Raw genomic sequence first — 15,988 nt, forward strand, 5'->3', positions numbered from 1 at the left:
ACATAGGAGATCAAGGGGCTATGCGGTAAACTCATTTATATTGAAGAGAGCGACTCAAGAGTTCGTCAAAGAAAGAGGAGAATTGCAGGATGACAATGAACCGACGCAGGGTACTATGGATCACCACCATCGTCTACACCCTGATTACGTTGTATTTTTTGTTTTTGGCTTTTGGCAGGCTGGACGCCGCAAAACACATCGTGGATAATCCGTTTCAATGGATTCCCGATTCTTTTTTCAAATTTCCAACATTATCGTTCCATTCAGGCATTACGTTAATGGACCTGGTTACCTTGTGGAATTATGCGGCATTCATTCCGTTCGGCATTCTTATCCCCATGCTGTACAACATTCGGTTCATCCGGTTTATGTTATGGTTTGTGCTCATCATTTTCGGAATCGAATTTTTGCAGAAATTGACGATGCTTGGCAGCGGGGATATCAACGATGTTCTTCAAAATTCCATCGGAGCATGCATCGGTTATGCCGCCTATCGTGCGGGAGAAAGGGGAGAGCAAGGAAGGAAACGTTGGCTGATTGCAGGTATGGCGTGTATCGTGTTATTCCTGATGACGTGGGGAACGGGAAACGTGATCAACCAACTGGCCACCAAAGTCGAAGGCCCCTTCGTGGCCATGAAGCTGGAAACGCAGCGTGGAGCAGGAACGGATGCTCAAGGTGCTGCGCTGGGGAGGTTTAGTATTAAAAAGGAACAAATTATACCTGAACACAACATGTATGATAGCCAAGGAGGCCAACAAACCTATACGTTTACGTTGAAAGACGATGAACTTGTGTTGACCGGAAATTACGGCATCCCCGATCACGCGCCGCCTGAAGGGAAAATATCCATTATTGTCGATGGGAAAGAGGTATTAGTAATAGAAGCGAATGATTATCAAGGGAGTGCAGAACAATTCGAAGTCTATATTGAACATGCTCGGCAGATGACCATCAAGATTGAAGGAAGCGAGCGATTGTGGGATATCGGATATCGGCCGCTGCAGTATAGATGGGAAAGGTAGATTGGGCGGCCCCCTCGCCAGGGATCGCTTTACACCTTAAAGTAGGAGGGATATAGTAAAACCGACTGTTGAGCGGCCATCGATGAGTATTTTTCCAAGGTCTATACGCATGAGGATGCCAAAGAGATCAAGCCGAATCCGGAAATCTATCTCACGATGATGAAAGAACTGGAGGCATCCCCGGAGGAATGCCTTATTTTTGAAGATTCCCTTATCGGAGTGGAGGCTGCCAACAACGCCGGCATCGAGGTCGTAGCGATCGTTGACCGGTATTCGGATCACGACAGAGAACGGATCAACTCATGTTCGGACGTTCAGTTTCACGACTATGAGGAAGTGCTCAGCTTCATCGAAGCCGACAACAATTCCAGCCCTCTTTCCAATTCCTCCAACGTCAATGTCGAAGATAGCGCTACTCTCAAGTAGTTCTCTCCCGTATTGGTTCCGCTCAGAAAGCGGTCGGAATGGAATACGCGAATGCCCTTTTCCAGGAAATACGACTCGGTACGTCTTCCTCCGGCAAGACCGGGAGCGGGCAGCCAGCGGTAGAAGCTGAGCGGATGGCCCTGACTGAAAGCTTGGGGAAAATACGTATCAAACAACTGGTTGGCCTGCCGGGCCAGCCTTTTTTTGTGCTGAACGATGGCGCTCGCTTTCCCCGACAGAATCAGCTCGGTAATAATTTCGGCGTCCAGTGAGGACGTTTTGACGTTGACGTTGAAAATCGCTTTCATGATACGGTCCTTGTACATCTCGTGAAACACAAGATAGGCGACGCGCAGCCCCGAACAGATGGATTTGGTCGTACTGCATACATAGATCGTCCGTTCCGGAAGAAGCTGATACATCGGCTGACCGTAGTGTTCAATCACACCTGCAGACAGAAAAGCATGGATGTCATCTTCGATCAGGATCAATTGATGTTTGCGGATGACGCGGGCCAGTTCCTTTTTGCGTTCCTCCGGCATCATGATGGTCGTTGGGTTTGCACAAGAGGGCATCAGAAAAACGCCATGCACGTCGGCCTGACGGCAGTGCTCGTCCAGTGCTTCCGGTCGCATGCCGTGCAGGTCGCCCGGAATGGGGACAAGCCTGATGCGAAGCATGTTGGAAAATTCGATGAAATTCGAAAAGGTATACTGGTCCACGGCAATGCGATTCCCGGGTTCAAATAGAGCCAGCAGCGTGATGGCGAGCGCGTTTTGTGCGCCTGAAACGATGGCAACCTGCTCCGGATCGGCATGGATGCCCAGCGTGCTCATCCAATTCAGTGCAGCAAGCTTTTGATGGGGGATACCCGCAGGATCATTGTAATTCAACAGCTGCTCGAGATAGGTTTTTTGCATCACGTTTTTGGCAGCTTCGGCAACGAGGTCGTTGGTCTGCTCAAAGGATGCCACCAAACCCAATTCGATATAGGTGTTCATCCCCGGTTCCTTCGCGATGGCAATCGAGCGTGCTGCGTTGGCCGACACAAACGTGCCGCTGCCCGTTACGCCATAGATCAAACCTTTAAGCTCGCATTGTTTGTAAGCACGTGTAATCGTGGTGAAATTAACGTCCAGAAAATCGGCCAACTCACGCTGAGGTGGGAGCTTGGTTCCTGGCGCAAGCAATCCATGCGTGATGTCATGCTCCAGCATTTTGGCGAGCGACTGGTACAGCGGGCGTGACAATTTGTTTTTGTCCGGCTTCCATGACATGGGATATTCGTCGAACGAATTGAATGGCATACACTCACCTCACAACATTGTAATCCATACAATTATAACATTGATTGTATGGAAATGTGTTGCTACACTAACGTAGAACCGTATTATAGCAAGGAGATGCAGCAAACGATGACAGACAGAATGAAGCTTCAAACGGCTTTTCGGGCCGCCTTTCCGACCACGCTTCCGATTTTGGCCGGATTTTTATTTTTGGGGATTGCGTACGGCATTTTGATGAATGCCTCGGGTTTTGGAGCGAGTTATGCCATCCTGATGGCGCTGCTCGTTTTTGCCGGATCGATGGAGTTTGTGGCGGTAAACCTGCTGCTTGGCGCATTAAACCCGATCGGTGCGCTAATGATGACCTTAATGGTGAATGCGCGGCATTTATTTTACGGCATTTCAATGCTGGATAAGTATAGAGGAACCGGCTGGAAGAAGCCGTACCTGATCTTCGGATTATGCGATGAATCGTTTTCCATCAATTATACGGCCGACATTCCCGAAGAAGTGGATCGGGGATGGTACATGTTTTTCGTCACCTTGCTCAACCATAGCTATTGGGTCATTGGCGCTGCCATCGGAGGCTTCTTCGGATCACTCGTCAGCTTCAATCTGGAAGGGCTGGAATTCGTCATGACAGCGTTGTTCGTCGTCATTTTCATGGAGCAATGGAGCAAGGAACGGTCGCATCACAGCGCCTTGCTTGGCTTGGGCATTTCGATCCTGTGCCTCATCATCTTCAAAGGCGGCAGCTTTATCATTCCCTCCATGGCCGGACTGCTGATCGTGCTTACGCTGATCAGACCCAAACTGGATCAGAGAGCGGGGGAAACGACATGTCCATGACGGTAACCGAACAACTCATTACGATCGGCATGGTTGTGCTTGGCACGATGATGACGCGCTTTCTTCCATTTCTGTTGTTCCCGCCTGGTCGTACTACGCCTAAGTACGTGCAATATTTAGGGAGGGTTCTGCCGGCAGCGGCGATCGGCATGCTGGTGATCTATAGCGTCAAAGACATTCATCTGTTGTCCGGGAACCACGGCGTGCCTGAACTGGTGTCGATCCTGGCTGTTGTGCTGCTTCATTATTGGAAGAAAAACATGTTATTGTCCATTGCTGGCGGAACGCTGCTTTACATGGCCTTGGTGCAGTTCGTCTTTTAGCACCACGTTGGTGTGCGGCTGATGGATCTGGCCTATTTTAAACATCTCTCGGACGGAAGGCAAGCCTACCTTTGCTAACCGGTTGGGGGATTTTTTTGTGCCAGCATCAAGTGATTTGAAGGAGTGTTATGAATATGAACCCATATTTTGAAGATGACGGAAACTTCATGCATAATATGGATAGGAAAAGGATTCTTAATCGGGAACTGAGAAAGGGTGGATCAGATGGGAGCACCTACATTTCTGGAAACAGGTCACATGAAGGAAGGCTTTCCGATTCGGGTCATTCATACCGGTCCGCAGTTTAATTTTGCCGCACATTGGCATGAAGAAGTAGAGATGGTCGTTGTCAGGGGAACGCGGGCGCGAATTGGCCTCAACAGCCGGGTCGTAGAGTTGGGGCAGGGCGACATCATGGTGATCAAACCGGGGGACGTGCACTGTTTTCTGCCCGGTACCGAGCATCTGACGATCATTCTTTTCCGCTTGGAGCTGTTCACAGAGAGCTTGGTCGTCGACAAAGCCACCCAGCCGCTGCGGGAGTTATTCGGCAAATCGACGCATTTACCCGCGATGACGCTCAAAGAAATCGACATCAACCGCTATCTTGACGTCATTTCCAATGAAAACAGAAACGAGCAGATCGGTTATCAGTGGGTGATGATTGCCAGGTTTTACGATCTTGTCGTTCATCTGCTGCGCACGCAAAAGCCTGCCGCGGAGGAATGCAGTGGCGAATGGCCGTGTACCTTATCCAAAAAGTTCGAATTCGTCGAGTCGGTCTGCGAATACCTTGAAGCGCACTACGAAGAACCGATCAAGCTGGATCAGGTCGCGGAGCATATCAAATTCAGCAAATTTTACGTGTGCAAGCTGTTCAAGGAGATCAAAGGAATTACGCTCATGGAGTATTTGAATCACTTCAGGATCGTGAAGTCAGAGTGGGCGCTGCTGTTCAGCCAAGCGACCATTTTGGATATCGCGATCCATCATGGATTCAATAACCTGACTTCCTACAATCGGCTGTTCAAAAAATATAATGACTGCACGCCTTCCGAATTTCGGAAGCGGCATCGCACAAAGATCACAACATATGAAGGTTGATGAACAATATTTGTGGAGAAAGCCCTCCTCCGAAATCACTATACTCAAGTAAATTGAAAGCGTTTACTTTTCTCTGGAGGAGGGCCCTCATGAAGAGCTTTAAACGATATGCCGTTTCAATGATCGCATTATTAAGCGCAACGCTAATGTTGTCCGGCTGTCAAACCGGCATGGGAAACGCGTCCAAACAGCAGGAAATTACCGTCTGGAGCTTTACGGATGAAGCGGGTTATGCCGTCGAGAAATTCGAGGAAACGTATCCGGACATCAAAGTGAATTTCGTCAACATTCCAGGGAACTTTTATATGACCAAATTGAAGTCGGCTTTGCAGACCACGTCCAAGGCTCCCGACGTGTTCATGATCGAAAACGGCGGCATTCGGGAACTGATCGATGTTCCGTATCTCGAAAATCTGTCGGCCCCGCCGTATAACGCCGATGATTTGCTGCAAGAGCAGTATGCTTTTGTGCAGGCCAATGAAAAGGATAGCGAGGGCAGCGTCAAAGCGATTGGATACCAGGGTACGCCGGGTGGCATTTATTATCGGAGGGATCTGGCCAAAACGTATTTGGGGACGGACGACCCGGTGAAAGTCGGTGCGCAGATCGATACCTGGGACAAAATTTTCGAGATCGGGGAGCGGGTGCAGCGGGAGAGCGGCAATCAGGTTCATGCCCTGGCCAACTGGAATGCGATTTCCAACTCGTATGACGGCATTCCTTGGGTAGAGGACGGAAAGCTTGTGATCAACCCCGTCTACATGCAGATTCTGGACCTTGTCCGCGAAGCGCGCCAGCGTCATGTGCTGGCAGAGTTCGAAGAAGGCAGTGCCGGTTATGCCGCATCCATGCAAAAGGGGCAGGTCATGTTCTATCCCGGGGCAACTTGGGCGCTCCAGTACACGTTCAAAGCGAATGCGCCGGACACCTCCGGTTTGTGGGGACTGGCGGCAGGCCCGACCGATTTCAGTGCCGGCGGGACGTATATTGCGATGTACAGCAAAAGCGACAAAAAGGATCTCGCCTGGAAATTCATCGAGTTTTATAACTTTAACCATGATTTCTTGAAAGAGCTGGCGACCGAGCAGGATTATTTTACGAGCAATATGGTCGTGAACGACGAGCTTGCGCAAACGGCCACATCAGACTATCTCGGCGGACAGAAGCATTTCGAATTTTTTTCCGAGGCGGCCAAACGCGTTCCCGTGTATGAGAGAACCCGTTATGACACCACGATCAACAACGACATTTTCAAAAACGTGCTCCAGCTGTATCTCAACAACGACATTAACACCAAAGAGGAAGCCGTGGAGAGGATCAAGCGCGATGTTCGGTTAAGGTTCCCGGAACTATATGTACCGCACTAATCAACCACACAAGGCCACTGCGAGTGCAGTACCATCTTCCGATCGCCGTTATCCCCAGATTTTTTGATTCCCCTTCTACAAGGGGGAAATCCGGTGATAAATGCCTAGCGTATGCTTCCGATGGAGCTTTCTTGCAGAAAGCTTTTAGCTTCGCTTCTCCAGATTGGTTCTGCCTCTCCGTTAACGTGTGTATGTAATTTGCGGTTTATATAGAAGTCAACTAAGCATAGGCCTGAAAGACTCACGAATCCGATGACTGGAGGTTGGAACGATGTTTGCCAAGTCGCTGCGCAAAGACCATTACGGCTACTATTTCATTGCTCCTTTTTTCATCATTTTCACCATTTTTGGGTTGTATCCGATTCTTTACTCCCTATATATCAGCTTCACCAATTACGATGGCATCACTACGCCGGACTTCGTCGGAATCGGCAATTACGTGGCTGTTCTGCAGGACCCCCTGTTCTACAAAACGTTGTTCAACACGCTGTTCATTTGGGGCGTCTCCGTCATTCCGCAGCTTACGGTGTCGCTTGTGCTCGCCTTTATCCTTAATGACAAGCTGCTCAAAGGAAGAGATTTCTTCCGGGCCGTCTATTTTTTCCCGAATATCGTTACGGCAGCCTCGCTGGGTCTGTTGGTGAGTCTCATTTTCGACTGGCAGTCGGGAGGGTTAAACCATTTCCTTGTGCAGACCGGAATCATTAGTGACCCTATTAACTGGAAGAATGATCCTTGGTTTATGCGGCTTATCGTGTCATCGATTCTGTTCTTTCAATATTTCGGGTATTCCATGGTCATTTATTTGGCCGGTTTGCAAGGGATCGACCCCTCGCTGCAGGAAGCGGCCCAGATTGACGGCGCGGAGAAAAGGCATATCTTCATGCATATTATCGTACCGATGCTGCGCCCGATTATCCTGTTTCAGGTCATTACGTCCATCATCGGCGGAATCCAGATTTTTGATCAGCCGTTTACGTTGACCAATGGTAACGGCGGGCCTGACCGGGCTGCGATGACCAGCATCATGTACTTGTACAATGTCGCTTTCCAGAGTACGCGCTTTGGATACGGTGCGGCCATTGCATTCTGTTTGTTCATCATCATCATTTTGTTGTCCGTCGTTTCGTTCATCATGACGACCCGGAGAAGCCGTTCATAGGGAAGGAGGAGATTTCATGCAAACCGCGAAAACGCTGGAGCATTCCAGTGCTGCCGTCCAATCCTATGCCAGAGCCAGAAGGCTGACGGTAGGCAAGGTGTTGGTGTATCTGTTTCTCGTCATTCTTGCTTGCATCTGCATTATCCCGTTTTATTTGATGCTCATCTATTCCACGCATAACAATGCGACGATTGCATCGACGTTTACTTTCCTTCCCGGACCGTTTCTGCTCGACAATTATGTAAACATGGCGTCCAAAATCAATATTTGGCGCGGGTTCGCCAACAGCTTCTTCATTGCGGGCACATCGACCGTATTATCCTTGTATGTGGGAGCGCTTACGGCATACGGTTTTGCCAAGTTCAAATTCAAGGGCCGAACCTGGCTCTTCCTGTTCCTGCTTGCGACGATGATGGTGCCCGGGCAGCTTGCCCTGATCGGGATGTACCGGTTGTTTAGCACGCTGGGCATGCTGGACAGTTATGCGGCCATCATTTTGCCTGCGGCGGCGAATGCCTTCAATGTGTTCTTTATCAAACAGTTCATCGAGGCCAGCATTCCGGACGAAATTGTCGAATCTTCGCGCGTGGATGGCGCTGGCGAATTCCGCACATTCAACCAGATCGTGCTGCCCATCTTGGGACCGGCGGTCTCCGCACTCGGCATTTTTACCTTCATCGGCTCGTGGAACAACTTTTTGACGCCGCTGGTGCTGTTCTTCTCCCTGGATAAATATCCGCTTCCGGTGCTCGTTGCATTAGTACAGGGATATTATGGCATGGATTATGGGTTGCTCTACTTGGGCGTGGCCATTTCCATCGTTCCCATTATTATCGTGTTCGCGGTATTCTCCCGGCAGATCATTGGCAGCGTGGCATTGGGGGCCGTCAAAGGATAATCACTGAGGATGAGCATCTCAAATTCCATAATATCATTCGCTGAGCAGCTGTCCGCAATGGATGGCTGCTTTTTTTAGGATGGGGGTGCTTTGGTACGACGCAAACTGGTTCGAAATCTTAATTGTACCGGTACAATTGTGTTTTTCCGAGATACAATCATCCGCAGTTCACACCTATAATGAAGCGAGGGCCCGAATCCATGGCAGATCTGATCCTGGCCAACACGACATTGAGGTGATTTAACAAGAAGTTGTCAGAAGTCCTCCATTTCTAAAGTGGCGGGATAAATGACAATGGTGTTCCAACCAGCCTTAATCATGGTCATGACAAGTTGGGTCAACATTATTGCGCTCGGGGTCTAGGCCCACGGGGAGGTACGTTTACTCGGGATACCCTTCATCCTTGAAGTTAACTTGCAAAAAGGATCAACCAGAAAGAATTGGTTATTCTCACAATACGAACGGGCAGATAAGTGGAGCCGCCCCCCTTAAGGTAAGATAAAACAAGTCATCTTTTTTGAGCATCATAGGCTAAAATGTGCTGGCTGTCTAGGATAATGGGTTCGATGATTTTATCATCGTTATATTATACCAGGTATTAAAGAAAGAACTTGGCTCTTCCGAGTTGTTAGAAGAAGACAGTCATTTGAGATCGATCCAGTAATACATATTTAGAGAAATCAGCGTTTTCTTCTGACAATATGGAGAAATATATTATATATAATTGAAACATTTCCCTGTGAATTGTTGTTATTATTAGTATATATTTATAGATTTAACGAATCAGGAGGTGGACAAGGCGTTAATGCAAATTAAAGTACGATGTCTTAAAGGTGTCGTTTGAAAGGTTCTATCATTCATTAAAATTTGGAGGAGAAACTAATGAACAAAAAACTTTTTTCATTCATTATTGCAGTTATTCTTACATCCACCTTTTTAACAGGAGTAGTTTCCGCTAATTCTAGCAATATTCAGCAGTCATCGGTTAATGAAGATATTTTAATCCCTCAGAGTGTTTCGGCATTTGACAAAGCTCTAATAGATCAACGTAAAGTTTTTGGTTTTACAACAGAAAACTCTGTAGTGAGTCCCTTAATAACTAGTCGTAAAATATCAGAGAAATATGGTTTTTATTTATCAGCTAATGAAGAAAAAGCATTGGATGAAAGATTCAATAAACAAGATAAGTTCATTCCAATTCTCAAAGAAACAATACGCTCTCATCAAGAGTTAAAGGAGAACTTCCTTGGAATATATATTGATCAAAACCAGGGTGGGATCATAAACGTTGGATTTAAGAAAGATATTCCCTCAAAACAGCTAAATTTTATATCTAAGAGCCTAGACAACGAGTTACCAATAAGAATTTATACAGCAGAGTATACAGAAGAGGAGCTTGATAAAGCTACCAATCGCATTTCTGAAAGTGTCACAAAAATTAGAGAGAACGGAATTAATATAGAATATGTTAATTTGGATTTTATTAACCAGAAAATTACTGTAGGCATTCGCGACCATATTAGTGAGTCTGCCTTGGATATAATTAGTTCCGTTACAGATGTTGATGCAAGCATCATTAATTTAGAAGTAGTTGATCCAACCTATAAGACCTCCGAAGATGCCCGAACGGATACTCATACGTACATGCTAGGTGGATTAGTTATTGATGGTAAAGCTGGTGGTGGTGGGAATTGTTCAATCGGATTCTCCGCAATTGATCCCTCATCTAATCCGTACATTGTTACTGCAGAACATTGTTGGCCGAAGGCTTCGGGAACAGGTGTGTATCAAGGGAATAACTATATTGGATACACAAGCAGTAAAGTTAATTATGGAAACGAAGCTGATGCTGCAGCGATTAGACTAAATTCAAGCAACTCAATGAGTAGTAAAGTTTATTCTGAATCGATTAAATTTTCAAGTGTTCAAGTCGCTGGTAACGATGTGTTGGGCGAGAGGGTCTGTAAATCTGGAATGTGGGGGAACAGTTGCGGTACACTTCTTAGTAAAAATAGCAGCCGATATTGGACTAATCCGGTGTATGGAACAGTTTGGTTTAGTTCGATGCGGGTAGCGAATTATATATCAGATGGTGGAGACAGTGGTGGTACGATTTGGAACAACAACAATGGTGAATTAAAAGGTGTGCACAAAGGCGTCTACACAGAGAATGGAACAACCTACCGGGTATATAGCCATGTAACTCATATACAAAATCGACTTGGTATAACACCTGTTACGTGGTTAAATAATTAAATTAATCCTATCCTGCCGTCTGTAAAGGAATATTTTGAAATATTCACTTAAATTTGAAACAAAAACAACCTTGTTTACGTCTTATGGTTAGTCAATTATCAAATAACAAGGTGGGATTGTTGTGAAAACATATATTTCAATATTATTGATTCTGATCATTGTTGTCTTTACTGGTTGCAGTAGCAGTAACAATCACTTAACAAAAACATCCGCGCTAGAAAAATATCAGTATCAAGCAGGTGAAAGAATGGACTTTCAGGGGATTATTGTTGAAAAAAATAATTCAGGAGTTACTGTTATAGTTGGTTTATCCGAAAAAGAAGTAAAAGGTAAAACAACGAATGAAATCATCACTCAGTATGAACCAAAAGCTTATGATGTTTCAACACGTGATATAAAAGCAAATCTTGAAGTTGGCGACCATGTCAAAGTGTGGACAAATGGCATGTATGAAGATAGTAGAATTAGACGAACAACTGCTACAAAAATAGAAATTGTAAGGTAATCCATATACTAACTGTACACATCTGATTTGTTAAGACGACACGAACATACATGCTTAATAGCCGCGTAGCTGCGGCTTTTTTGGTGTTGACTTCAAGTGAGCTTGAAGTAATAGAATCGAAATGTCCATAAACGAAAAGACGATGATCATCAATCTATTTCCATCGTTGGTTTCGTAGCCGTATTCGCAACAAGTGCGAGGCGTGGTTCGAGTGAGCCAACATAGGAGAAATAGGCAACGATTCAGCACGAATGAGATAGAGCCCGAAACGCCAGTTGTAGGATAATCAATATATGGTTTTTCGGTATAGTTTCTTTGTTGCCGAACATTTGCTGTTGAATGGGAGAGAATGTATTATCATGTCTAAATTCATCCGATGGTTTGAAGGATGTATGATCCGTAGGCTGGGCGTGCTAATCGAATACGAGCATCATGCGGTTTTCAGAAGGATGTATGAGGATTATTTGCTGCATCTGTATCACAACCAGTGGAAGGTCGATCTGCGGCAAAACATTGTGCATCGTTTCAACGCGACTGCAAAGAAGGCGGATGGAGCTGAGCGCAGCTCATAACGATGCCTTATCTTACCCTTCATCCTAGACAGGAACAATGCTCAAGCCGGAAACGTGGCTTCACATCCTTCCAGGTGAGGTCCCAAGGTAATGCCGCCAATCATCAGCAGGGCAAGGGAGCAATAGCAGCAGCGATTAGAAAAAGGAGTTCGCCAGCAGCGACCTCCTTTTTTCTTGAGCTTAGATAAAGCAAATGCTATTTAATATAATTCCAGACTCCTACAACAAATTCATAAACGAAATAGATCGAGAATCCGATTAACATGATCCCTGCTATGATCGAAACCCATTGAATCATTCGGCGGCTCATAACCTTTCTGGTCACGGAAACGACCGATAGCAGGCCGATGTCATGAATCAGGATTCCGCTAAGTACGCCGCATGCCGCAAGTGCGAAACTTCCTGCATTGCTGGAACTGTAGGAATCGGACAGGACGGCGCCGAATACAGAGACCAAAAAATAAGATTGCCCGGCGATATCGCTACAAGCAATCCGTTTCTGTAGGTGCTCCAAAACGATTTTTGTGTTTTTTCGTCCGCAGGGGTAATGTCCTTGTCCGCATTTTTGATGGAATCATAACCCAAATAGGCCAGAAAAGCTGCACCTACGAGCCAAAGCGGCAGTTGAATATATGGCAGCGACAGGAGGGAGGCAAATCCTAAATACATCGCTATAATCAAGCTAAGATCAATGGTCATGCCCCCGAGGCCGACAGCCCAGCCATGAATAAATCCGTTTTTCAAACCTTGCTTCGTCATTTCTACGGTAATTGCCCCAACCGGCATGGCGATCGCAAGGCCAATCAGGAAGTACTTCAAGTATATTTCCATGCAATATCCCTTTCATCTTATGTAGAATTCATGCTGCTGGCGAAAAAACAGTAACATCCAGTGTAAACCGTAAAATCATCCAAAACAAGAACTTATTCTCTGTCGGGGTGGGTTCCGATCATATTGCCATTTAAAATGTGTCGTAATTTTATATATGAATTGTCGCAAGATTCGATTTAAATAAGATGAACTCTGTGATAATTTATAGTGGAATGTCAGAATATTATATATCGGAGGTACAACGTCGTGACCATTCGAATTGGCAAAATCAGCTTATGGCATGTGCATGCCTGGGACTACATCCGCCAAGCCGAGCAGCATGAAGAGACCGTGCTGGCTGCCGTGTGGGATGAAAACGCCGAGCGCGGCAAAGAGGCGGCTGAGCGCCTGGATGTACCTTTCTTCCCTGAGCTTGGAACCATGCTCGCGCAGGATGATCTGCAAGCGGTAATCGTGGATGCGCCAACCCGCCTTCACCGTGAAGTCATCGTGGCCGCCGCCAAGGCGGGCAAACATATTTTTACCGAGAAGGTTCTTGCTCCAACGCTGGCGGAAACGAACGAAATTTTGGCGGCCGTTCGGGAACATGGTGTTAAACTGACGGTTTCGCTGCCTCGCTTGAACGAGGGATATACGTTGAAAACACTGGACATCCTCCAGCAAGGTTTGCTGGGCAAGATCACACATGTCAGGGCCAGGTTATCGCATAATGGAGCGATTGGGGAATGGCTGCCAGAGCATTTCTACAGCCTTGAAGATTGCTTGGGAGGCGCGCTGATTGACCTCGGATGTCATCCGATGTACCTGGCCAAACTTTTCCTTGGGGAGGAAGTTACCGGAGTTCAAGCGAATTTCGGATACGTGACCGGTAAAGAAGTCGAAGATAACGCCGTCGTGACCTTGTTTACGGAATCAGGCGCCATCGGCGTGGTCGAGGCTGGATTCGTGAACAGCCATTCCCCATTCACGATCGAGATTCATGGCACGGAAGGATCGCTGCTATACGGTACGCCTGAAGCCAAGCTGCTTATTCGCACCAACAAAGGTCCCGAAGCTTATAGGGAGTGGACGGAAGTCCCATTGCCTGATCGTAAAGAAAGCGCATTCAATCAGTGGGTTTCCCACATTCTTGACGACACCCAGGCGGTGGATAATGTTGACATGGCCGTGGAGCTGACCCGTTTGATGGAGGCATCCAATATTTCAGCTAAAGAAGGGCGAAAAATTTCGCTTCACGAGCTGCAGGCGTAACTAGGGAAGGCGGGTGGAGCTTGTGAGCCGATATCCCTATGGAAAAATGCTTGAACGGCAGGATTTGCTGGAGAGACTGGATGTTTCGATCCTATGGGGGCATTACGAAATTCGGGTCCTCCGATTTCATTTGACTTCGTTTCCCGCAGGAAGGGTCATCGATTTCCACAATCATGCCGAATACGAGTTTCACTTTATCCCCCGCGGCAAAGGAATCGTAATTCTTGGGGAGCAGTCGCATTCCTTGTCTGAAGGCATGCTGTATTTGACCGGACCTGGCGTGGTCCATTATCAGGAAGCGGATGCCGAACAGGACATGGACGAATTATGCCTGCATGTGGACATCGTCCCGCGCCGGAGGGAAGATGTTGATCCTTGGGAAGCGGCCGAAGCGGAAGAAACGGTGCAAAAGCTCGGCGCGCTGCCGCTTGTTCCTGTCCAGGATTACCATCGGGCCATGAGCTGTTTTTTGGAAGCATACGAAGCATGTGATCATAAACGCGTCGGGTATTACACAACGATTAAACAGCTGGTCGTCAGCATTTTGCTGCGGACGGTTCAGGCTTACGACAACGGACCGTACCAAGCGGAAGCGCCCATACGGGACATGACCATGTACAGGTATGAATACGCGCTCCAATACATGGAGGCCAACCATCCCGCAGCCGTGACGCTGGAACATGTGGCAGAAAAGCTTCATATCAGCACAAGGCAATTGCAGCGGATATTTTACCAGGTTCAGCCGAACATGCCGTTTAGCCGTGTGCTAGAAGATATTCGCCTGCGCAACGTATGTCGCAATCTTGAGGAAAACAGCCTTTCCATTGAAGAGATCGCCGGCGCTTCCGGGTTTGCCAATGCCAATTATTTGCATGCCGTCTTTCGCAAGCGCATGGGTCTGACTCCGGCGGTTTATCGCAAAATGAAACAAAGTTCAAAATAAACATAAACTATTTCGGTGTGAGGAGAATGGATATGGAAAAAGTATACCGCGTAGGAATCATTGGATGTGGCGGCATTGCCAAAGGGAAGCATTTGCCCAGCTTGAGCAAGCTGGATCGGGTTGAGCTTGCAGCTTTCTGCGATATCGTCGAAGAACGTGCCGAAGAAGCGAAACAAAAGTATGGCAGTTCAGATGCCAAGGTATATGCGGATTACCGCGAGCTGCTTCAGGACGAAACGTTGGATATCGTGCATGTGCTCACCCCCAACAATTCGCATGCGGAGATTTCCATTGCGGCCCTGGAGGCAGGCAAACACGTCATGTGCGAAAAACCGATGGCCAAAACGGCTGCCGAGGCCAAACTCATGCTTGAAGCTGCGGAGCGTACCGGCAAAAAGCTGACGATCGGATACAACAACCGTTTCCGGGAAGACAGCCTTTACCTGAAACAGCTGTGCGATGCCGGGGAACTGGGTTCGATCTATTTTGCCAAAGCCCATGCCATTCGCCGGAGAGCCGTTCCGACTTGGGGCGTATTTCTCGATGAGGAAAAGCAAGGCGGCGGTCCGTTGATCGATATCGGCACCCATGCCCTGGACTTGACGCTTTGGATGATGAACAACTATAAGCCGAAAGTGGTCCTGGGTACGACCCATCACCAGCTTTCGCAAAGGGAAAATGCCGCAAACGCATGGGGACCGTGGGATCCCAAACAGTTTTCCGTCGAAGATTCCGCCTTTGGCATGATTGTCATGGAAAATGGCGCAACCATTATGCTGGAATCCAGCTGGGCGCTCAACTCGATGGATATCGATGAGGCCAAATGCAGCTTGAGCGGTACCGAGGCAGGCGCGGACATGAAGAACGGACTGCGGATCAACGGGGAAAAACTGGGCCGCCTCTATACCCAGGACGTGGAGTTAAGCGCCAATGGCGTCGCGTTCTATGAAGGAAAAAGCGAAAGCGCTCCGGACGTCGAGATGCGCAAATGGATCGAAGCGATCGACAAAGACGAAGATCCGGTCGTTACGCCAAGGCAGGCATTGGTCGTGTCGCAAATTTTGGAAGCGATCTATGAATCGGCACGTACCGGCAAGGCCGTGTATTTGAACGAATCCAACTAATCAAGCCATGTGAATTGCAGCTTAGCGGAATCGAAAATGACCCCCGTTCTAAACGAATGCGGCAGT

Annotated in this window: 15 protein-coding genes and 1 pseudogene; 14 read left to right on the forward strand and 2 right to left on the reverse strand. The window is 47.5% G+C overall.

Annotated features, from left to right (window positions below; translation table 11 throughout):
• Window positions 1–89: 89 nt before the first annotated feature.
• A complete protein-coding gene (locus L6H98_RS17390) occupies window positions 90–1,025 on the forward strand; it encodes a VanZ family protein (RefSeq protein ID WP_236416984.1) in 936 nt (311 codons plus the stop codon).
• 78 nt (window positions 1,026–1,103) lie between these two features.
• Window positions 1,104–1,451, forward strand: coding sequence for an HAD family hydrolase (locus L6H98_RS31410; RefSeq protein WP_356723400.1), 348 nt, complete (start codon window positions 1,104–1,106; stop codon window positions 1,449–1,451).
• Here the strand turns inward: L6H98_RS31410 and L6H98_RS17395 are convergent.
• The gene (locus L6H98_RS17395; protein WP_236416986.1) at window positions 1,352–2,758 is read right to left on the reverse strand and encodes a PLP-dependent aminotransferase family protein; all 1,407 of its coding nucleotides are present in this window, start codon (window positions 2,756–2,758) and stop codon (window positions 1,352–1,354) included. The genes L6H98_RS31410 and L6H98_RS17395 overlap by 100 nt on opposite strands.
• A 108-nt stretch (window positions 2,759–2,866) precedes the next feature.
• Here L6H98_RS17395 and azlC point away from each other — a divergent pair, with 108 nt between their 5' ends.
• The 9 genes from azlC to L6H98_RS17440 all read left to right on the forward strand — a co-directional run bounded on the left by azlC (window position 2,867) and on the right by L6H98_RS17440 (window position 11,773).
• Window positions 2,867–3,586, forward strand: coding sequence for an azaleucine resistance protein AzlC (gene azlC, locus L6H98_RS17400; protein WP_236416988.1), 720 nt, complete (start codon window positions 2,867–2,869; stop codon window positions 3,584–3,586).
• On the forward strand, window positions 3,577–3,909 hold the full coding sequence (locus L6H98_RS17405; RefSeq protein WP_236416990.1) for a branched-chain amino acid transporter permease: 333 nt from the start codon (window positions 3,577–3,579) through the stop codon (window positions 3,907–3,909). Before azlC ends, L6H98_RS17405 begins: the two co-directional genes overlap by 10 nt.
• A gap of 225 nt (window positions 3,910–4,134) precedes the next feature.
• A complete protein-coding gene (locus L6H98_RS17410; protein ID WP_236416992.1) occupies window positions 4,135–5,013 on the forward strand; it encodes an AraC family transcriptional regulator in 879 nt (292 codons plus the stop codon).
• Window positions 5,014–5,102: 89 nt separating this feature from the next.
• Entirely contained in the window at window positions 5,103–6,380 is a 1,278-nt protein-coding gene (locus L6H98_RS17415) for an extracellular solute-binding protein (RefSeq protein WP_236416993.1), read from the forward strand.
• A 271-nt stretch (window positions 6,381–6,651) separates the two neighbouring features.
• Window positions 6,652–7,542 carry a sugar ABC transporter permease gene (locus L6H98_RS17420; RefSeq protein WP_236416994.1) on the forward strand — a complete coding sequence of 297 codons (891 nt, stop codon included), beginning with the start codon at window positions 6,652–6,654 and terminating at the stop codon, window positions 7,540–7,542.
• A 16-nt stretch (window positions 7,543–7,558) separates the two neighbouring features.
• Entirely contained in the window at window positions 7,559–8,440 is an 882-nt protein-coding gene (locus tag L6H98_RS17425) for a carbohydrate ABC transporter permease (RefSeq protein ID WP_236416995.1), read from the forward strand.
• An 882-nt stretch (window positions 8,441–9,322) separates the two neighbouring features.
• Window positions 9,323–10,696 carry a S1 family peptidase gene (locus L6H98_RS17430; protein ID WP_236416996.1) on the forward strand — a complete coding sequence of 458 codons (1,374 nt, stop codon included), beginning with the start codon at window positions 9,323–9,325 and terminating at the stop codon, window positions 10,694–10,696.
• A gap of 121 nt (window positions 10,697–10,817) precedes the next feature.
• Window positions 10,818–11,201, forward strand: coding sequence for a DUF3221 domain-containing protein (locus L6H98_RS17435; protein WP_236416997.1), 384 nt, complete (start codon window positions 10,818–10,820; stop codon window positions 11,199–11,201).
• 359 nt (window positions 11,202–11,560) lie between these two features.
• A complete protein-coding gene (locus L6H98_RS17440) occupies window positions 11,561–11,773 on the forward strand; it encodes a hypothetical protein (RefSeq protein WP_236416998.1) in 213 nt (70 codons plus the stop codon).
• Between the two features lie 196 nt (window positions 11,774–11,969).
• On the opposite strand, the pseudogene L6H98_RS17445 reads toward L6H98_RS17440, so the two are convergent.
• Window positions 11,970–12,604, reverse strand: a pseudogene (locus L6H98_RS17445) (LysE family transporter).
• A gap of 246 nt (window positions 12,605–12,850) precedes the next feature.
• Between L6H98_RS17445 and L6H98_RS17450 the strand changes: the two are divergent.
• From L6H98_RS17450 to L6H98_RS17460, 3 genes are read left to right on the forward strand one after another with little or no spacing between them, the layout of a single operon-like run.
• Window positions 12,851–13,855: a Gfo/Idh/MocA family oxidoreductase gene (locus L6H98_RS17450; protein ID WP_236416999.1), complete on the forward strand. Its 1,005-nt coding sequence runs from the start codon at window positions 12,851–12,853 to the stop codon at window positions 13,853–13,855.
• Between the two features lie 22 nt (window positions 13,856–13,877).
• A complete protein-coding gene (locus L6H98_RS17455) occupies window positions 13,878–14,798 on the forward strand; it encodes a helix-turn-helix domain-containing protein (protein WP_236417000.1) in 921 nt (306 codons plus the stop codon).
• Window positions 14,799–14,830: 32 nt separating this feature from the next.
• A complete protein-coding gene (locus L6H98_RS17460; protein ID WP_236417002.1) occupies window positions 14,831–15,922 on the forward strand; it encodes a Gfo/Idh/MocA family oxidoreductase in 1,092 nt (363 codons plus the stop codon).
• The last annotated feature ends 66 nt before the right edge of the window (window positions 15,923–15,988 follow it).

The organism is Paenibacillus sp. JJ-223 (assembly GCF_927798175.1).
Classification (GTDB): Bacteria; Bacillota; Bacilli; order Paenibacillales; family Paenibacillaceae; genus Paenibacillus; species Paenibacillus hubeiensis.